Raw genomic sequence first — 18,014 nt, forward strand, 5'->3', positions numbered from 1 at the left:
GGATAAGAATAAGCTATAGCTAGGAGAATTGACTATGAATGATGAACGCGTACTGAATTCAGATCGGCACTATATAGAACTACTAAAAGAATATCCTGTTCATAAGATCCTCGATATCGGTGGCGGCGGAGAAGGGATTATCGGTAAGTTATATGGGAGCAATGTCGTCGCTATTGATATCAGAAAGAACGAGTTAGAAGAATGTCAAAATGAATCACTTAAAATTGTCATGGATGCTTCAAATATGCAATTCTTAGGGGATTCTTTTGATACGGTGACTTCCTTTTATTCACTGATGTATATGACTCAAAAGACGCAAGAAAAGGTGATTGCTGAGATATATCGCGTGCTGAAGCCCGGAGGCATATTTGAAATTTGGGATTTTGAGATTCCAAGGTATGATGGTGCACTTAAAGACATCTTTGTTGCCAACCTACAGATTAAGTTAGAAGGCTTTGCTGAGACCATCAATGTGGGGTACGGTGTATTAATGGATGATTTAGGACAAAAAGAAAATGTCATCACTCAATTTGCGACTGAAAAGGGGTTTAAACCTTTTGATCGCGAATACGAATCAGGACATTTTAATTTAAAATTTGAAAAAAACTAATCAAAGATAAATCTAATCACTGATTAATCCAATCATTGTTAAAAACCTAAATTTAACCTTTATTTATAGAACAAATTTGCTACAGATCGAACGACGTTAACCAATTGGTTTTTAGACTTAAGGTCAACTGCTTCGATCATACATAGCTCATGACAGCAAAGACAGTCAATACATATCGTATAATCGATGATCTTTGTATCTCGATGAATCGCACCTACTGGACACCCGTCAACACAGGAGTTACATTTGACACATTTTTTTTGATTCACCACTGGAACAACTTTAAAAAAGTCAATTACCCCTCTTACTTTTGTAAAATCTTTTACAGCGTGTGTGCGATAGCTTTTTGGAAGTGCATAGTTTTTAAGTTTCTCAAAATCACCAATCACTTCTATCTCTTCTTTTTCCCAGACACCTACTTTTCTTTGTATACTTGCTTTTAATATATCTACTCTTTCTGGAAGAATCCCCATCATCTCTATAGCGATGCGGTCAAGTGAGAGCGGGTCTTCCGATATGAGTATTTTACCTGCTGAATAGGGTTTGCCTGCCGTTGGGCCTTCTCCTTGCATGGCGATAATGCCATCCATGATGTGAAGGGGCATATTGTCTATCGCTTTATGGATATCAGCTAATACTTGTCCAAATACTTCTGGATTTGGCGCTTCTTTATGGTATTTTGCTTTTCTGAGGCCTGGAATTGCACCAAATAGGTTTTTTACTGCGCCAGTATATACGCCCATTGAATGTGTTTTCATCTTAGGTAAGTTGATCACAACGTCCATTTCTTCTATTGCTTTTGTGATGTATAGCTCTTTTGAAAAGTTGCCTTCAACTACTTTGTTGATAGGCCCGATTTCATCAAAGTTAATAAGTGTAAAGCCTTCTTCTTCAGCAATTTTTTCTATACCACAGGCAGTGAAACTTTTCTTCGTTGGTGCCATACCAGCTATTGCACCACCAGAGCTATCGCCTACGTAGACATCTGCACCAATAGTCTTTATAAGTTGACCCACTGCGCGTACAAATTCTGGATGTGTCGTAGCAGCTTTTTCTGCTTTTTTTGGACCAATAAGATTGATTTTCAGTAGAACTTTCTGTCCAGGCCTTATATACTTTTCAAATCCACCCATTTGATCAATAGCGTTTAAAATAGTTGACTTCATTTTTTCGTTATCGTAAGCATTGCAATTAGATACATATACCTTACTCATATTGACCTCCAGCTTTTAGATGTTAATTACACAAACAAGTTCCATATATGAACAAGTGCCATACAAGACTTCAAGCAATTATGTCATAGCTTTATCGGATTTTCTGGTTCATAGCCGTTGAGTTCTATCGTTATACTTTTGATGATCACAGGTTCTAGTGGTTTATCTTTTGTATCGACATTGACCATGGCAATTTGATCTACAACTTCGATGCCTTCAGTAACATAGCCAAAACTAGCATAATCACCATCTAGTGAAGCGGTGTCTTTGTGCATGATGAAAAACTGTGAGCCAGCAGAATCTTTATCACTGGTTCTTGCCATTGAGAGGACACCTCTAGTATGTTTGAGGCCATTTGGAAAGCCGTTTGAGTTGAATTCACCTTTTATGCTATAACCTGGTCCACCCATACCTGTACCAAGTGGATCGCCACCTTGGATCATAAAGTCTTTCATAACACGATGGAATGTGGTGCCATCGTAAAAGCCATCATTTGCAAGGGCGATAAAGTTATTGACCGTGTTAGGTGCTATTTTTGTAAATAGACTTATCTTGATGATTTCACCGGATTCAAGTTCTATTGTAGCAACGGGTTCATGGGAATAATCATATGTTGTAAGGTCGACTTCTTCTGCTTCAACGGTTTGAGCACAGCCTGTGAATAGCGAAGCAAATAATACCAGTAAAAGTATGAATGGTGTGATTTTATAGTGACGCATGGTTCCTCCTGGTTTTGTATATTTTAGTCATATTAATTATACTTTAAATAAGATGATGATTAAAGGGATTAAATCTGTGCGCAAATCATGTGGAAAGAAATAAAGATGTTTTTTCTAAAAAGTATCTCTATGGTTGATTTTATTAACTGAAGTATTGTTTGATTCCATTTACTTGATACATAATTTAGCACATAATAGGGTTATAGGAGGTGACGCATGAGAGAAATTAATATTGCATCAGTGATTGTATCTAAGCGAAAAGAGAAAGGTTTAACGCAAGATGCACTAGCTGAACACATGGGTGTCACAAAAGCATCCGTTTCGAAATGGGAGACTGCACAAAGTTATCCGGATATTACACTTCTACCTCAACTTGCAACTTTTTTTAATATAAGTATAGATGAACTCATTGGATATATGCCACAGATGACAGCCGATGATATCAAAAGAACTTATCAAAAATTGTCGTTAGCGTTTAGTAAAAAACCTTTTGACGAAGTCTATGAAACATGTCAGGTAATTATCAAGAAATATTATGCTTGTTTTCCATTGCTACTGAGAATGGCACTTTTACTCATAAACCACAGCATGCTTACACAAGTTCCAGAGCGTCAAGTCGAAGTTTTAAAAGAGGCAATCGCCCTTTGTGAGCGTGTGAGAAATGAAAGTGAGGATGTTTGGCTTGTAAAGCAAGCGAACTCCTACGAAGCACTAGGTTATTTGATGATCAATGAACCTGTCATGGTACTTGATCGACTAGAAGATACAATTAAACCTCTCATGTCAGATGAAATGACACTTGCCTATGCCTATCAACAATTGGGACAAAATGATAAATCTAAACATGTACTACAAGCAAGTATGTATCAACATCTACTTTCTATTTTAGGCGCTGCACCTGCATATTTTCAACTTTTAGCAGGTAATCAAGAGAAGTTTGAGGAAGCTTTAAAACGTTTTATCAGTTTAGCAACTATTTTTAACGTTGATCAACTTAGTCAAAACACTATGGCGCAACTGTACTATGCTGCAGCTCAAGTGCAAGCGATTAATGGCAATTTAGAAAGTTGCCTTAACTTAGTTGAATCATATACTGAAATATGTACAAAGATAACTTTTCCGCTGATGATTAAAGGCGATTATTTCTTCGATAGTATAGATGAATGGCTAAAAGCTTTGATAGAAGCTGATGGCGCACCACGAAGCGAAAAGGTTATAAAGGAAAGTGTATTACTTGGCTTAACGCAAAACCTAGCTTTTAATGAAGTGAAGGAAGATGTTAGGTTTGAACAGTGTATCTATAAAATTAATGATTATATAGGAGGAAAATAACATGGACAAACTGATAGAGTATTTACCAATATTGATCCCAATTATTGTTTTGGAACTTGGATTGATGATAGCGGCAATTGTGCATATATTAAGGCATAAAACATATCGTATAGGGAACAGAACCATCTGGATTTTAGTTTGCTTTATACAGATTATTGGACCGATCGCATATTTTGTGTTTGGGAGAGGTGACGAGTAGTGGACATACTTCAAATTGATGGTATATCTAAACAATTTGGAACCAATAAAGTGATAGATAGACTCTCTTTCTCGGTTAAGGAGGGTTCTATCTTTGGTTTTATCGGTCAAAATGGTGCGGGCAAAACCACAACGATGAAAATGATCTTGGGACTTTTAAAAATAGATCAAGGAGAGATCAAAGTATGTGGTGAAAAGGTGACATATGGTCAAAACAAAACCAATCAAATGATTGGTTACCTGCCAGATGTACCAGAGTTCTATAATTATATGAAACCAAAAGAATATCTTAAGCTTTGTGGTGAAATTACTGGAATTCCTAGAACTGAGCTGGATAACAAGATCTCGGAACTGCTTAATTTAGTTGGACTTATTGGTGCTAATAAAAAGATAGGTGGGTTCTCAAGAGGTATGAAACAAAGGCTAGGAATTGCACAAGCGCTTTTAAATGAGCCTAAACTATTAATCTGTGATGAACCAACTTCAGCGCTTGATCCAATTGGTCGTAAGGAAATTTTAGATATCTTGGAAAGGGTGAAGGGAAAGACAACGGTTATATTCTCTACGCATATACTATCTGATGTAGAGCGTATATGTGATGAAATAGCAGTGCTACATGATGGAAAAGTAGCACTGACAGGTACCATCGCCCAGCTTAAAGCGCGTCATAGTCAAGAAGGGTTACAGATAGAGTTCTTAACCCTCAACGACAGAGAACATTTTCTGAACTGTATAAGTACTTTTGAGAAAATCAATCAAATCAAAGAGACAAAAATGGGTTTAACGCTTTTTAGCGAAGAGATTCATTTGCTACAGGCAAAAGTTTTTGAATGTATTATGGCAGAGCATATTTTGCCAACAAAGATAGAAGTATTGGAACCGAGTATTGAGCATTTATTTATGGAGGTGGTGAAATGAATGCATTTATCGCCTTCTTTAAAAAAGAAATGATGGAAAGCATAAGAACCTACAAATTTTATATATTAGCAGTTGTATTTGTTCTCTTTGGTTTTATGAATCCAATTATCGCTAAAGTAATGCCTGATTTACTTGGATCGCTGTTACCTGATGGGATGACAATTACACTCTCCGAACCAACAGCACTGGACGCGTGGGGACAGTTTTATAAAAATGGCTCACAAATGGGAATTGTGATTCTAGTGGTAATGTTTAGTGGCATCATGGCAAATGAGTTCGCCAAGGGAACACTAGTGAATATACTTACTAAAGGTATGGCAAGGCCTACTGTTATATTCTCTAAGCTTGCAGCAGCTTCGATCCAGTGGACGATTAGTTATCTACTATGTATTGTAATCACATACGGATATACTGCATATTTTTGGACAATGGCTGGCGTTGAAAATCTATTTATATCACTTTTGGGTCTTTGGATCTTCGGCGAATTGATGATCAGCTTTGTCATACTTGGAGGTATCCTTTTTAGAAGTCTTTATGGCAGTTTATTATTTACAGGTGGGCTTGTTGTGGCGATGACGATATTAAGTATCTTCCCTCAAACTTCATCATTTAATCCAGTTACACTTTCAACGATGAATCTAGCACTTTTAACATCAGGCTACGAAGTGTCCAAATTTTTATCGGCTTCATTAGTAACTATTGTTGGCATGATTATAAGTATTTTTGCTTCTGTAGTGGTCTTTAATAAAAAGCAGATATAGCTTATATATGATGACATAGGCGTTAATAATCATCGTAAGAAAAAAGACAAAGTTCTCAAGTGTTAAGTTGAGACTTTGTCTTTTTTAACGATTTTTTTATCTATTTAACAGTTTTCATGCGCTTAGAAAAGTAATTTACAAAAGCAGCACTGATGATTAAAAGACCACCTATGATGGAGATAAAATCTGGAATTTCAGTCCAAAGTAGAAAGCCCCAAAGTGCTGAAAATACTATGTTGACATACGTATAGACTGAAAGTTCAGAAGCAGGGGCATATTTATATGCATTGGTCATGAAGAGTTGTGCCAGTAGTGCAGAGATCCCTATACTTAAGAGGCCAAGTAATTCTTTGAAATTGGGAACAACAAAGCCTTCGATAACCATGAAAGGTACTAGCACAACACTAGAAATCAAACAAAAATAAAATACGATAACAGTAGGCTGATCATATTCAGTAAGTTTTCGAATGACGGTATACGCAGCTCCAGCAAATGCCGCAGATAACAAAGCGAGTAGTGCGGGTAATATACTGACGTCAAAGGTTGGCTTAATTACCAAAAGTGCACCTAGAACACCAATCACAAGTGCCAATTTTTGATACTTTCCAATCTTCTCTTTTAAAAAGAAGCTGGCAAAGATCATTACGAAAAATGGAGATAGTTTGTTGAGTATAACTGCATCCGCAAGAGGGAGGAGTTCAAGTGCAGCATAATATAAACCTACACCTGTTAGTCCAAGTAGAGCTCTCATGAGCATCAAGCGAGGATTGTGAACTTTTAAAGGGATTTTCATACGGACAACTGTGAAAAATACTGCGACTAGTCCAACAAAATTTCTAAAAAATATCTTTTCTGATAAAGGCAAATCGGGAACGCTTTTTACAGAAGCTGCCATAATTGAAAAGAATAAAGCCGATAGCAAGATGTAGATAATGCCTTTTTGTTTCATTTAATGCTCCTTTTGTTATTTAATATGTCTTTAGTGCTTCGAGTTCTTTGATTTCAGATGTTCTAAAATCAAAGGGGTTATTTTTAACAGCGGTAAGGAATAAATATGGATAATCAACCTGCATATGGGACATATATGATACCCATTCCATAGCGAGTAGATGATACACTCTTTCAGAATCAACTTGAATATGATCAAGATCAGATTGAACTAAATCGTCTAGATGGTGTACTTTAAGTTCATCTGCTAAATGAAACAAACTCATAAGTACTTCTGAAAATTGACCGTGTTCATGTATCGTGGGATTTGAAATCAAGTTAACAATGAGTTCTTTATGCTTTGTTAACGCTTCATCAAGGCTTTTTAAATCAACAGATGACATGTTGATTGCGTATTTATGTGCTGAGATACATTTTTTCAGTTCATCATATTTTTGAGTATCCCATTTGAAATCGATTTGGGCTTTAAATTCAAGATTTTGAATGTTTCTATCTGATTTAACAAAATGGTTAAGTACAAAATTTCCAATTTCTTGATAGAAAAGTCCTATTAACATATTGTGTTTTTTTGCTACGACTCTTTCGTCACGCTTTTCTATGATTCTTTCAAGCACAACTGATACGAAAAAAACTTCAAGTGGAATAAAGGCCAAGTCAGAAACTAAGAAAACCATTATATGGTGAAGATCCTTAAAGAGCAAGTAGTGCAGTGCGTGTAATGCAGCTGATAATCCAATAAGTAAAATGCCGAGTATAAAAGTGTGCTTATATTTTTTCATAGTTGTTCTCCTGTATATATTTAATTTCATATCATTATAACGTATTCTCATAAGTTTTGCTAACGTCAGAAAGGATGAAGATTACATAAGATTATCAAAAAAATGAATTGATTGTAAACTGTACTCAATAAATGGGTACAAATAGAACAATTAATTTTTGAAAGGAAGTATACATGCAGTTAGATGATTATACAAAAGGTGACTTGAAAAAACAACTTATAACCATGGCTGTTCCAGTAAGCGTGGGTCTTTTTTTCAATACGATGTTCAATGTTGTCGATACTTTTTATGCAGGTAAGTTAAGCACTGAAGCACTTGCGGGCATGTCATTATCTTTTTCAGTCTTTTTTATGCTGATCGCTATTGTATCTGGTGTGAGCACTGGACTCTCAGCACTATTATCAATTGCATCAGGGAAAAGGAATCAAGAAGAAGTCCGAGTATTAACTTCAAATGGAATGTTTTTAACTGTGGCAATTAGCATAATTATATCTGTTTTAGGTTTTTTTATATCACCTATGTTATTACATATCTTAGGTGCCAAAGGGGAAACGTTAAATCAGGGTACATATTATGTTAAGGCGATATATGCTGGAGCAATTTTCTTTGGACTCAATTCAGCATTAAATGCTTTGTTATCTTCTCGTGGCGTAACAAAGCCTTATCGAAATTTCTTAATTATTGGTTTTTTCTTAAATTTAATTTTAGACCCATTATTTATTTTTGGTCCATTTGGACTTCCGCGACTTGGAACGCTGGGGGTTGCACTTGCTACGATTATTGTACAAATTGTAGGTACTGTTTATCTGTTCTTTAAATGTAAAAAAGTACTGAATATATCCATGGATATATTCACCAAAAAATATTTTCAATTTAAAGCTCAATTTGATATATTGGCACAAGGTATACCAGCTTCTTTAAATATGTTAACCATAGCACTCGGTGTTTTTGTTATTAATTTCTTTATCTATAAACATGGTGATGATGCTGCGATTGCAGGTTATGGTGTTGCCATGCGCATAGAACAGCTCGCTTTATTACCCGCATTAGGTTTAAATACAGCGGCACTTACAATTGCTGGACAAAACTATGGCGCCAAGAACTTTGACCGTGTCAAAGCAACTTATAAAGAAGGTATAAAAATTGGCGTTATTATAATGACCATCGGTATGATCATTATATTTCCTTTAGCATCATTTTTGATAGGGATTTTCAATAAGGATTCTGCTGTTGTTTTTGAAGGTACGCGGTATTTGCGAATAGAATTCATAGCTTTTAATGCTTATATCATTTTAAATATTGGACTTTCAATTCTTCAAGCGATTAAGAAACCACATTATGCAATATGGATTGGGGTTTATAGACAACTAATTATGCCTTTTATACTTTTTAACTTATTTGGTTCGATTCTCGGTTGGGGACTTGTAGGGATCTGGTGGGGGATTGTCACCACAACTTGGACAGGTGCATTAGCTTGTCTATTATTTGTAAAATACGAATTGTCTAAACTATCTTCTAATTAGAAGGGTAAAAAAATAGCGACAATACAACTAAAAAAAGTTAGCCATTCGTTAGCATATTAATGCTTAACGGGGGCTAACTTTTTTTTATTTTGATTTAAATTAGTGTTATATTTAGTTATAAGTCACAAGTGGATTTCCTTCTAATATGGATTCCACTTCTTCATATCCTTTAGGGTATGCAAAATTATATCTTGCAGGTAATGCAAATACATAGGCATCATTTTCACCTAACATAGAAGGGGGAATAGGAGCTGCACTGACGTTAAACTTTTCATCTAATACGTCTGCCCATTGTTCGTGAGTAAAAACTAAAATTGGTATATCTTGTGTGACTTCAGTTTCAGTCCATAATGGGTTTCTGAGTATAATTTGTGGACCAGACTGATCAATATCAGTCGATGTGCTTGTCCATACATCTTCAATTACTGTGTAGCCTTCCCATGTGCCAGGCAAGGTAAACTTAAATCCATATGTTGAATTATCGTATAAGGCATTGTCAGAATTTTCATTTGTAGTTACTTCTGTACTAGAAGTTGTTTCAACAATTGTTTCAGTGGTTGTTTGTTCATCACTTTTTAAGCTACATCCCACAGCTGTAATTGCCATTATGGATATGGCAAGTGTTAGCACCATCATTTTTGTTTTCTTCATAAAATTCACATCCTTTTTGTCATTCTTAAAAGTCTTAGTTTCAGTAATAATACTAAACCTATTGAGCATATAAAAATATCATTTAATGTAAATTTTATGTTAGTATCATAAAAACGCAATTTACAATATAAACCCTAATATGAGTACAAAGACGACGATTATAGGTGCTGGGACTTTTCTCGTGAGAAGTAAAACCATAGTTCCTAATGTAATGAGTATATTTTCTAAAGTAACACCACTTTTTTGCATGAGTATAATTGCAGAAACAGAGATCAAGCCACCAGCTACTGCGTTAATCCCCTTTAAGGAAATCTTAATGCCTTTGACTTGTTTAAGTTTTTCCCAAATCGGAAATATGAAATAGATAAGGAGTAGTCCAGGTAAGAAAATACCAACGCCACCAGCAATAGAGCCCATAACTTGAGTGAAAATACCGCTGCCTCTTGCTGCCATACCACCAGCATATGCGCTGAAACTGAACATTGGTCCTGGGAGCCCTTGTACTAGGCCGTAGCCAGTTAAAAACTCCCCGTTAGTCATGTAACTATTAAGCTGAACAAGTTCAGTATGCATAACAGGCACAACGACTTGACCACCACCAAAAACAAGATAACCATAACGATAGAAGCTTTCGAATAGATGAACGATTCTATTGTCCCATGTAAAGGTGAGTATAATACTCCCTAAAGCGAAAATTGCAAATATGATCAAATAACGCCAAGGGGGCGATAACTGAACACGATTCCAAAGATTTGTTTCTTTAGATGCTATTATGCTTACAATACCTCCAGTGATTAGCACGGTAGGAAAAATCCAAGGATCTCTTATAAAATAAGTAACGCCCGCTCCAAAAATTAACAATAGGATTGTGAGTTTATCAGTAACTACTTTTTTACCTATTCTATAAGCAGCTACAATTATAAATCCAACTGCCATAGGTCCGATAAATCTTAGTCCTGATTGAGAAATATTATTTCTTTCTAAAATTTGGTATAGAAAAGATAAAAGTGTCATGACCACTAAAACGGGGAGTGCCCAGACGAGCATCGTTAAAAAAGCAAGTAATGGACCACCTGTTTTATATCCTATTGATACGATTGTCTGTGTACTTGTTGGTCCTGGTAGAATACTACATAGTGCAATTAATTCCACGAGTTCTTCTTCAGTAAGATATTTTTTCTTTATGACAAGCTGATCGGTGAATACACCGTAATGTGCTTCTGGTCCACCATATGCACCAAGTGAACAGATAAATATATCTTTAAGAAAATTTTTCCGGCTTACTTTGTTTCTTACATCAGTCATATGATTCTTGCCTCCTAACATGACAGAGTTATAATTATTTAAAAAATTGTTGAACTATATAGTTAATAGTGTTAAAATTAAATCGAATACCGATATCGGAAATCGATAATGATATTAATTTGATTATACACTAGGGGTGAAAGAGGTGCAAGATAAAATTCTAAGAAAGTTATTTTTAGGATTCATACAAATCCATATTCTTCATCATGCCAAAAAGGAACCATTTTATGGGACGTGGATGATAGAGGAACTTAGGGAACATGGTTATGATATGAGTCCAGGTACATTGTATCCACTATTACATGACATGGAGGCAAAGGGCGTACTTAGTAAAACTGATAAAACTGTTGAGGGAAAGGTAAGAAAATATTATGGCATTACTGATCTTGGTCAAGAAGTTTTAGATGAAGCTAGGAAAAAAGCTTATGAGTTGTTTAAGGAGATAAAGGAATAATCTGGTACAATAGTTGAACTACTATAACGTAAAATGAGGCGAGCAAATGTCAAATTATCAATTGATTAAAGATGACTTACAAGTAAAGAAATTTTGTATGTATGGCTTTTTTAAAAATTTAAAATTCTTTGAACCATACTTACTTATATACCTATTAGGTATGGGGTTAAATTTATTTGAGACCGGGCTATTATTTGCAATCAGAGAAGGGATTACTTATGTTTTTGAAGTCCCAAGTGGCATCATAGCAGATCACTATGGAAAGAAGAAAGAACTTTTAATATGTTTTGCTTTTTATATCATATCTTTTGTATTCTTTTTTTATGGTGAGGGTTTTCCCATACTTGCTATAGCAATGATCTTCTTTGGACTTGGAGAAGCCTTTAGATCTGGTACACATAAAGCCATGATCCTAAGCTATTTGGAACATAAAGGATGGTATGAGCATAAGGGGTATGTATACGGTAGAACACGTTCATTCTCACTTCTCGGTTCTTCACTATCGGCATTTTTATCAATTTTGTTTGTACTTCAGTTACCAGCACTTAGATGGATATTCCTAATTTGTATTATTCCTTATTTGTTGGATTTCTTACTCATTATGAGTTACCCAGATTTTCTAGATGAAAGAAGAGAAACTGAAAAAAGCATAAAAGCATTTTGGAAACTAAGTATTCTACAGGTTAAAAGTGTATTTAAAAATAATGTTCTCAATAAAGTGATCCTAAGTGCTTCTTCTTATGATGGTATTTTTAAGACTATAAAAGATTATATTCAACCTATATTGAGTATGCTTTTGTTAGCAGCAGGTGCTGGTGCCATATTTAGTTTAGATGGTGATCAAAGTTTAAAAATCTATTTGGGATTAATTTATGGTGTTTTCTATATTTTTAGTTCTTATGTTTCAAAAAATATTTATAAACTCACAAAAAAATGGAATGCGGTTATTGTTTTTGAAAGACTTTATGATATGATGGGAATTCTGTTGATATTTTTAGCTATTGCAGTGTTTTTTAAGCATTTAGTATTTGCAATTGGGATATATTTTGTTCTTTATTTACTGATGGATGCAAGAAGACCTGTTTTTGTCGATGTTTCGAGTGACTATATGGATAGAGAACATAGAGCGACAGTCTTGTCAATAGAGAGCCAATTTAAAGCCCTATTTATGGTCATTTTTTCACCTGTTTTTGGCTTTATCGCTGACCAATATTCAATTTCTGTTTTATTCTTTGGGATAGGTGTACTCTTATTGATTGCCAATAGGTTTTTAAGTATTGAAAAAGTTAAGTCGTATAGTTGACGCAATAAACTTAGGGTGCTATAATCGTTAGATGATAATTATTATCAATAACAAAACTTATATTTATTATCGAATCGAAAGGAAGTATACCCATGAGTTGTGCATGTGCAGCAGTTTCAAGAAATCAAATCGAACTTGTTGATATTATAAAGCATACAGATGAAATTTTTAGTTATAATTTTGCAAGCCCTGAGATTGATCAGTGGCATGAAGGTGATAGTTCTAAACTATTTTTAAAAGTTGCTGGTCAAGAAATAGGTAAGAAATTTTCTTATGCCTCTTTACCCGGTGAGTCTCATATAAGATTTACCACAAGGATTAAGGAAAATAGAAGTGATTATAAAGATATCTTATCCAAGCTTACAATTGGGGATGTGGTTGAAGTTACTGGGCCAAGTGGTAATTTTAAATTGATAAGACAAAGTAGACCTTTGCTGATGTTATCAAATGGTGTCGGGGTTGCAGCTATTCGGTCATTGGTCAAAGCATATTCTTATGATAATTATGGTATACCGGAGCTTATACAAATCAACATAGATGCTGGTAGTACAATCTATAAGGATGAGTTTGACCAAATAACAAAAGACTGTGCACCTTTTGTTTCTCATTATACGACAAGTCGCAAATCATTTTATCATACCATGGATTTTGAACTCCAAAGGCTTTTAATGAAGTCGGATTACGATCCGTATATCTATGTAGTTGGAAGCGACAATTTTGTAGATGATGTAATCATATATTTAAAGGGGATGGGCATTCAAGATGATGCAATTATAACGGATGGACGTCGTCATAGTGGAGGAAGTTGCGGTTGTAGTGAGAACGAAGGATGTGGATGCGGTAGTAATTTGATTAAGGATTTCATCTCTCTATAAGCTAATTTGGTTTATAATATTGTGGATATAACTATAAAAGCCTGCTTTTGCGAATTTTAGAATACGCAAATAAGCAGGCTTTTTTTATGATTTAGTTATTATATTTGGCACTTTCCATCTACACAGATACCTTCTGATGTTTGGTTTTCTTTACCAGCCTCTGTTTGTAGCATTTCACTTTTCACTTTTGCAATGACATCTAAAAATACTTCGGGAGGTTGTGCACCGGACACTGCATATTTACCGTCAAAAACAAAGTAAGGTACACCAGTGATATTAAGGCTGTGTGCGGTATCTTCATCGTTTCTTACTTCACTTTCAAAATCATTTGATGCAAGTAAATTTAACACAGTAGATTTTTCTATACCTATTTCTTCTGCTAACTTTGCAAGTACATTGGCATCAGAGAGGAGAAGTGATTCTTCAAAATAAGCTTTAAATAGTCTTTCTGCCAGCTCTTTGTCTTTACCAACTGTTTTAGCATATTGTACCACTCTATGGGCGTCAAAAGTGTTTGTGGGTTTCATATCGTCAAAGTTATAGTTTAGACCTAATGCTTTTGCTTGCGAGATGATTTGTTGATTTGATGCAGTTGCACGTTCAACTGATATGCCATATTTTTTAGCGATGAGCTCATTGATGCCCTGATCGTATGATTTGGCAGCATGGGGATCTAACTCAAAACTCTTGAAGATGACATCGAATTTTTCGTCTGAAGATGCTTGATTTAAAGCGAGTTCTAATCTACGTTTTCCAATATAACAAAATGGACATACAAAATCTGACCAAATTTCAATTTTCATAAAAATCTCCTTCTAATAATTTAATTGAAATACATTCTCATGTAGTAAATTAGTATATTCCTGAATCTACTTAATGTCAACCTTACAAAAATGTTCGTTTTGTGTAAGGCAAAACGATGGTTCAAGTTAGAAATGGTAGATACAATAGGGGTATAAGTGGGAAGGAGTCGAAAATGAATAAGCACAATAAAAAAATAGTTCTTTTTCTAATTCTTACAATGTGTTTAAGTGCAATTTTAGTTATAAAAGTTAGCCCTGTCATTGCAAGTGGTTATGATATGTACAAAAGTGCAATTGAAGAAAAAAGCATCTATGATACGATCGTTTCAATCAGAAGTAGTGAAAATTTTATTCCCCTAGATGAGATCCCCCAAGCATACCTTGATGCAGTAATTGCATCAGAGGATAAGCGTTTTTATCGACATATGGGCGTAGATTTGTTAGCAACAGGTAGAGCGATGTATAATAATTTAATAGAAGGTTCTTATGTACAAGGTGGCAGTACAATTACGCAGCAACTTGCTAAAAATATGTATTTCTCATTTGAAAAAAAATACGAGCGGAAAGTTGCCGAACTAATAGTTGCTGTAAAGTTAGAGTCAATGCTTTCAAAAGATGAGATATTAGAACTTTACTGTAATATTACTTATCTTGGAGAAGGCTGCTATGGTATTAATGAAGCTTCTCGGTATTACTATGAAGTTATACCAGCAGATTTGACACATTTTCAAATCACTATTCTTGTGGCGGCTCTAAAAAATCCGACATACCTAAATCCCAAAGCAATTATGTAACTTAGGAGGCGTATGAAACGTAAAATGATGATTTTGATAATAATAATAATGGTTATTTTAAGTGCTTTTGCCTTTGACTTTAGGCTTAAAGTGGTAAATTATGAATTAAAGTCTAATAAAATAGAGACAAGTATACGCATTGCTTTAATAACTGATTTACATTCTTGTAAATATGGTGAGAATGAAGTGGAATTAATACAAGCAATTGATGTTGAAAAACCAGATATAATTCTATTTGGGGGAGATATCTTTGATGATGTCATCTCACATGAAAATAGTATTTACTTACTTGAGGGAATTGCAAATAAATACCCTTGCTATTATGTCACAGGTAATCACGAAGTTTGGAGTAGCGAAGTTAACGAGATTAAAACTATAGTTAAATCATTTGGTGTTACAGTGCTTGAAGGAACGAGTGAGATGATCCAGATCAATAATAGTAAAATTCAGATTAGCGGAGTAGATGATTCATCAATTTTTAAACTTAAAGCAGATGGCTCTAGTGTTATAACTGAACTTGAGGCCATTAAAGGAAATATAGACCAAAGTGTATACCAATTACTGCTATATCATAGACCTCAAAATGCGCAGCAATACTTATCATATGGATTTGATTTGATGCTTTCAGGTCATGCACATGGTGGTCAGTGGCGTATTCCTTTTCTATTAAACGGGTTGCTAGCCCCTGATCAAGGCTTTTTCCCAAAATATGCTGGTGGACTTTATAATTTTGAGACTTCAAAGTTGATCATTTCTCGTGGACTTGCCCGAGAATCCACACGCATACCAAGAATCTTTAACAGACCAGAGTTGGTGATCATAGATATTTCCAAATAAAAAATAACTATATATTATCTATTGTGTTGAGGATCTTATTTCTCAATGATAAGATAGATATAGAGTTTATTAAGGTGGTGTAAGGATTTGGATGAAAAATTAAAAAAATTCTTGGATAAAAATACTGGAATGGATGCCGAGCAAAACAGTGAGATTATGCAGGACTTAGAGGTTAAGCAATATTTAAAGGGTGAAATTTTACTTAATCAAGGTGAAATCTCACGGAATTGCTACACAGTTTTATCTGGTTGTGTGAGGCAGTATAAAACTTTAGAAGATGGTAGAGAAATTACGGTTGCTTTCTTTACAGAAGAACAAGCAATTGTTTTATTTAACAGTTACAAATTTCAAATACCTTCAGAGTATTCTTTGGCTTGTGTTGAAGATGTGATTTTACTTGAGGGAAATCTAGAATCAGAAGAAAAGCTGTATTCAAAATATCCTGAATTACAGCTTGTGACACGCAATATAATGGAAACCAACTTTGGTAAAGAGCAAGAAGATCGCGCAATATTTATGTCGTTAACACCAGAAGAACGCTATATCAATTTGACAATTAATAGACCTGATTTACTTAAGCGCGTCCCACAGCATCAACTGGCTAGTTATCTAGGCATTAAACCCGAATCTCTCAGTCGCATTAAGAAAAGGCTTTCTACTGCCTCGAACTAAAAGCCATATTCCAAAACTAAGTTCCCCAATAGTCATTGGCAATGCTAGTAAATTTTCAATAGATTGTGTCGTTGTTTCTATACTTGGTGCAATCCAATAAAGCGCATGGACGGTGAAATAACATAGTCCCGCGATTAACATAAGTGCGCTTAATATTTTAGGAATTTTGTATGTCTGAAACATTAATAAAGAGGTGACGATAAGGTGTAATCCAAAAATGATCAGTCCACGAGACCATAATACATCAAAAGATCTTAAATGAATCATTATGTCGGTGGATAAAACTGTATGATCTAAGTTGATTGCGATTTGTATGAGATGATAGATTCCAACACTTAAGAATAGAGTATACAAAATACGAAGTGCAGCACTTAACTTTGCAAGCTGAGGGTTTGTCGTTTTGAAAAAATAGAAAAAGGCAACAGCTACGACAAAGTCCATAAGAGCTATGACAATCCACGCCAGAATTTCAATAGTAAATTTACTTGACTGTGACATTAAATTTTCAAGTGTTAGCGCTGGATCAGACATTACAATTAGATTAGAATGGATCATTCCAAACGCTAATCCAGCAAATATTGTCATAATCAAGAGTGCAAATGCTGCTATACGCGCAGCATTTTTTTTATTTTTTTGGTTAATTGTTAGTGTGTTCATGACGAACCTCCTTTTTCTATATTTTATCATTTGCAATTATATGGCGCATTGACTTAAGTTAAGAGAGATTACTTTAGTCACAATAGGAATAAAACAAGTGACTTATATAATGATCAAATGACCCTTTATGCTTTTATTTTCTGATAAACTCTAAGTAGGATTATTACTAAAGTAAGAAAAGTTACGTAGGAGGAGATATGAAAAAGATATTGTTAATATTACTAACTTTAATTTCACTCACTTATCTGTCAGCATGTAGCTCTGATTCTCAGAGTAATAATGAACAAGAGGTGAATCAAACGACAATTAAGGCGAATGAAGCGATGACTTCGGCTGAAGTTACTGAAAATTTAGCAGTTGAAAAAACGGAATCTGTTGAAATAAGCAATGAAGATAATCTTGAAGGTCTTGAAGGCATTGAACTTCTAAAAGCCCTAGTCGTAAATGAACCAAATAATCTATATGTTGTTAGTGAAATGAGTGGCTCTGGTATGAATTTCACCACTAAGAGTTACTATAAAGATGGAAATTACAGAACTGAAATGAATATGGCGGGATTGGGCAATCAAATTACTATTTTCAATAATGATGAAAGTGTCACTTATCAATATACTGAAGGTGATGTAACAGGACTTAAAATGACAGAAATTTCGGATATGTA

21 protein-coding genes are annotated in these 18,014 nt (G+C 34.7%); 13 read left to right on the plus strand and 8 right to left on the minus strand.

Features of this window, described 5'->3' with window-relative positions:
- Window positions 1-34: 34 nt before the first annotated feature.
- Entirely contained in the window at window positions 35-610 is a 576-nt protein-coding gene (locus QE109_RS16485) for a class I SAM-dependent methyltransferase (RefSeq protein ID WP_281095654.1), read from the plus strand.
- Window positions 611-669: 59 nt separating this feature from the next.
- On the opposite strand, the gene QE109_RS16490 is transcribed toward QE109_RS16485, so the two are convergent.
- Both QE109_RS16490 and QE109_RS16495 read right to left on the minus strand, forming a co-directional pair.
- On the minus strand, window positions 670-1,824 hold the full coding sequence (locus QE109_RS16490) for a DUF362 domain-containing protein (RefSeq protein ID WP_281095655.1): 1,155 nt from the start codon (window positions 1,822-1,824) through the stop codon (window positions 670-672).
- A gap of 83 nt (window positions 1,825-1,907) precedes the next feature.
- Window positions 1,908-2,543 (minus strand): peptidylprolyl isomerase, encoded by a 636-nt coding sequence (locus tag QE109_RS16495; protein ID WP_281095656.1) that lies wholly within the window; start codon window positions 2,541-2,543, stop codon window positions 1,908-1,910.
- Window positions 2,544-2,759: 216 nt separating this feature from the next.
- On the opposite strand from QE109_RS16495, the gene QE109_RS16500 reads away from it, so the two are divergent.
- From QE109_RS16500 to QE109_RS16515, 4 genes are read left to right on the plus strand one after another with little or no spacing between them, the layout of a single operon-like run.
- Window positions 2,760-3,875, plus strand: coding sequence for a helix-turn-helix domain-containing protein (locus tag QE109_RS16500; RefSeq protein WP_281095657.1), 1,116 nt, complete (start codon window positions 2,760-2,762; stop codon window positions 3,873-3,875).
- 1 nt (window position 3,876) lies between these two features.
- Window positions 3,877-4,074 carry a PLDc N-terminal domain-containing protein gene (locus QE109_RS16505; RefSeq protein ID WP_281095658.1) on the plus strand — a complete coding sequence of 66 codons (198 nt, stop codon included), beginning with the start codon at window positions 3,877-3,879 and terminating at the stop codon, window positions 4,072-4,074.
- Window positions 4,074-4,991 carry an ABC transporter ATP-binding protein gene (locus tag QE109_RS16510; RefSeq protein ID WP_281095659.1) on the plus strand — a complete coding sequence of 306 codons (918 nt, stop codon included), beginning with the start codon at window positions 4,074-4,076 and terminating at the stop codon, window positions 4,989-4,991. Before QE109_RS16505 ends, QE109_RS16510 begins: the two co-directional genes overlap by 1 nt.
- Window positions 4,988-5,752, plus strand: a complete 765-nt coding sequence (locus QE109_RS16515; RefSeq protein WP_281095660.1) for an ABC transporter permease — start codon at window positions 4,988-4,990, stop codon at window positions 5,750-5,752. Before QE109_RS16510 ends, QE109_RS16515 begins: the two co-directional genes overlap by 4 nt.
- Window positions 5,753-5,852: 100 nt before the next feature.
- Here the strand turns inward: QE109_RS16515 and QE109_RS16520 are convergent, their stop codons facing one another.
- Window positions 5,853-6,701 (minus strand): DMT family transporter, encoded by an 849-nt coding sequence (locus tag QE109_RS16520; protein ID WP_281095661.1) that lies wholly within the window; start codon window positions 6,699-6,701, stop codon window positions 5,853-5,855.
- A gap of 19 nt (window positions 6,702-6,720) precedes the next feature.
- A complete protein-coding gene (locus QE109_RS16525) occupies window positions 6,721-7,479 on the minus strand; it encodes a hypothetical protein (RefSeq protein ID WP_281095662.1) in 759 nt (252 codons plus the stop codon).
- A gap of 173 nt (window positions 7,480-7,652) precedes the next feature.
- On the opposite strand from QE109_RS16525, the gene QE109_RS16530 reads away from it, so the two are divergent.
- On the plus strand, window positions 7,653-9,002 hold the full coding sequence (locus tag QE109_RS16530; RefSeq protein WP_281095663.1) for an MATE family efflux transporter: 1,350 nt from the start codon (window positions 7,653-7,655) through the stop codon (window positions 9,000-9,002).
- A 111-nt stretch (window positions 9,003-9,113) separates the two neighbouring features.
- Here QE109_RS16530 and QE109_RS16535 read toward each other — a convergent pair whose 3' ends face one another.
- On the minus strand, window positions 9,114-9,653 hold the full coding sequence (locus tag QE109_RS16535) for a hypothetical protein (RefSeq protein ID WP_281095664.1): 540 nt from the start codon (window positions 9,651-9,653) through the stop codon (window positions 9,114-9,116).
- Between the two features lie 120 nt (window positions 9,654-9,773).
- Window positions 9,774-10,958, minus strand: a complete 1,185-nt coding sequence (gene chrA / locus QE109_RS16540; RefSeq protein WP_281095665.1) for a chromate efflux transporter — start codon at window positions 10,956-10,958, stop codon at window positions 9,774-9,776.
- A 145-nt stretch (window positions 10,959-11,103) separates the two neighbouring features.
- Here chrA and QE109_RS16545 point away from each other — a divergent pair, with 145 nt between their 5' ends.
- The 3 genes from QE109_RS16545 (at window position 11,104) to QE109_RS16555 (ending at window position 13,590) form a co-directional block, all read left to right on the plus strand.
- The gene (locus tag QE109_RS16545; RefSeq protein ID WP_281095666.1) at window positions 11,104-11,412 is read left to right on the plus strand and encodes a PadR family transcriptional regulator; all 309 of its coding nucleotides are present in this window, start codon (window positions 11,104-11,106) and stop codon (window positions 11,410-11,412) included.
- 46 nt (window positions 11,413-11,458) lie between these two features.
- Complete coding sequence (locus tag QE109_RS16550) at window positions 11,459-12,715, plus strand: MFS transporter (RefSeq protein ID WP_281095667.1); 1,257 nt, start codon at window positions 11,459-11,461, stop codon at window positions 12,713-12,715.
- 92 nt (window positions 12,716-12,807) lie between these two features.
- Window positions 12,808-13,590 carry a ferredoxin--NADP reductase gene (locus QE109_RS16555; RefSeq protein WP_281095668.1) on the plus strand — a complete coding sequence of 261 codons (783 nt, stop codon included), beginning with the start codon at window positions 12,808-12,810 and terminating at the stop codon, window positions 13,588-13,590.
- 98 nt (window positions 13,591-13,688) lie between these two features.
- Here the strand turns inward: QE109_RS16555 and QE109_RS16560 are convergent, their stop codons facing one another.
- Window positions 13,689-14,393 (minus strand): DsbA family oxidoreductase, encoded by a 705-nt coding sequence (locus QE109_RS16560; RefSeq protein ID WP_281095669.1) that lies wholly within the window; start codon window positions 14,391-14,393, stop codon window positions 13,689-13,691.
- A gap of 173 nt (window positions 14,394-14,566) precedes the next feature.
- Here QE109_RS16560 and QE109_RS16565 point away from each other — a divergent pair, with 173 nt between their 5' ends.
- The 3 genes from QE109_RS16565 (at window position 14,567) to QE109_RS16575 (ending at window position 16,696) form a co-directional block, all read left to right on the plus strand.
- A complete protein-coding gene (locus tag QE109_RS16565; RefSeq protein WP_281095670.1) occupies window positions 14,567-15,187 on the plus strand; it encodes a biosynthetic peptidoglycan transglycosylase in 621 nt (206 codons plus the stop codon).
- A 12-nt stretch (window positions 15,188-15,199) separates the two neighbouring features.
- Complete coding sequence (locus QE109_RS16570) at window positions 15,200-16,024, plus strand: metallophosphoesterase (protein ID WP_281095671.1); 825 nt, start codon at window positions 15,200-15,202, stop codon at window positions 16,022-16,024.
- Window positions 16,025-16,111: 87 nt separating this feature from the next.
- Window positions 16,112-16,696: a Crp/Fnr family transcriptional regulator gene (locus QE109_RS16575; protein WP_281095672.1), complete on the plus strand. Its 585-nt coding sequence runs from the start codon at window positions 16,112-16,114 to the stop codon at window positions 16,694-16,696.
- Here QE109_RS16575 and QE109_RS16580 read toward each other — a convergent pair.
- Complete coding sequence (locus tag QE109_RS16580; RefSeq protein ID WP_281095673.1) at window positions 16,634-17,353, minus strand: DUF4386 domain-containing protein; 720 nt, start codon at window positions 17,351-17,353, stop codon at window positions 16,634-16,636. The genes QE109_RS16575 and QE109_RS16580 overlap by 63 nt on opposite strands.
- 197 nt (window positions 17,354-17,550) lie before the next feature.
- Between QE109_RS16580 and QE109_RS16585 the strand changes: the two genes are divergently transcribed.
- On the plus strand, window positions 17,551-18,014 hold a 464-nt coding region (locus QE109_RS16585), incomplete at its 3' end, for a hypothetical protein (RefSeq protein ID WP_281095674.1).

The sequence above is a fragment of the Fusibacter bizertensis genome, assembly GCF_029914245.1.
Classification (GTDB): domain Bacteria; phylum Bacillota; class Clostridia; order Peptostreptococcales; family Acidaminobacteraceae; genus Fusibacter_C; species Fusibacter_C bizertensis.

Bases quoted from the DNA above. Each gene is read 5' to 3' on its own strand.
- QE109_RS16485 (WP_281095654.1), top strand. From the start codon at position 35: ATGAATGATGAACGCGTACTGAATTCAGATCGGCACTATATAGAACTA.
- QE109_RS16490 (WP_281095655.1), bottom strand. From the start codon at position 1,824: ATGAGTAAGGTATATGTATCTAATTGCAATGCTTACGATAACGAAAAA.
- QE109_RS16495 (WP_281095656.1), bottom strand. From the start codon at position 2,543: ATGCGTCACTATAAAATCACACCATTCATACTTTTACTGGTATTATTT.
- QE109_RS16500 (WP_281095657.1), top strand. From the start codon at position 2,760: ATGAGAGAAATTAATATTGCATCAGTGATTGTATCTAAGCGAAAAGAG.
- QE109_RS16505 (WP_281095658.1), top strand. From the start codon at position 3,877: ATGGACAAACTGATAGAGTATTTACCAATATTGATCCCAATTATTGTT.
- QE109_RS16515 (WP_281095660.1), top strand. From the start codon at position 4,988: ATGAATGCATTTATCGCCTTCTTTAAAAAAGAAATGATGGAAAGCATA.
- QE109_RS16520 (WP_281095661.1), bottom strand. From the start codon at position 6,701: ATGAAACAAAAAGGCATTATCTACATCTTGCTATCGGCTTTATTCTTT.
- QE109_RS16525 (WP_281095662.1), bottom strand. From the start codon at position 7,479: ATGAAAAAATATAAGCACACTTTTATACTCGGCATTTTACTTATTGGA.
- QE109_RS16530 (WP_281095663.1), top strand. From the start codon at position 7,653: ATGCAGTTAGATGATTATACAAAAGGTGACTTGAAAAAACAACTTATA.
- QE109_RS16535 (WP_281095664.1), bottom strand. From the start codon at position 9,653: ATGAAGAAAACAAAAATGATGGTGCTAACACTTGCCATATCCATAATG.
- chrA (WP_281095665.1), bottom strand. From the start codon at position 10,958: ATGACTGATGTAAGAAACAAAGTAAGCCGGAAAAATTTTCTTAAAGAT.
- QE109_RS16550 (WP_281095667.1), top strand. From the start codon at position 11,459: ATGTCAAATTATCAATTGATTAAAGATGACTTACAAGTAAAGAAATTT.
- QE109_RS16555 (WP_281095668.1), top strand. From the start codon at position 12,808: ATGAGTTGTGCATGTGCAGCAGTTTCAAGAAATCAAATCGAACTTGTT.
- QE109_RS16560 (WP_281095669.1), bottom strand. From the start codon at position 14,393: ATGAAAATTGAAATTTGGTCAGATTTTGTATGTCCATTTTGTTATATT.
- QE109_RS16565 (WP_281095670.1), top strand. From the start codon at position 14,567: ATGAATAAGCACAATAAAAAAATAGTTCTTTTTCTAATTCTTACAATG.
- QE109_RS16570 (WP_281095671.1), top strand. From the start codon at position 15,200: ATGAAACGTAAAATGATGATTTTGATAATAATAATAATGGTTATTTTA.
- QE109_RS16580 (WP_281095673.1), bottom strand. From the start codon at position 17,353: ATGAACACACTAACAATTAACCAAAAAAATAAAAAAAATGCTGCGCGT.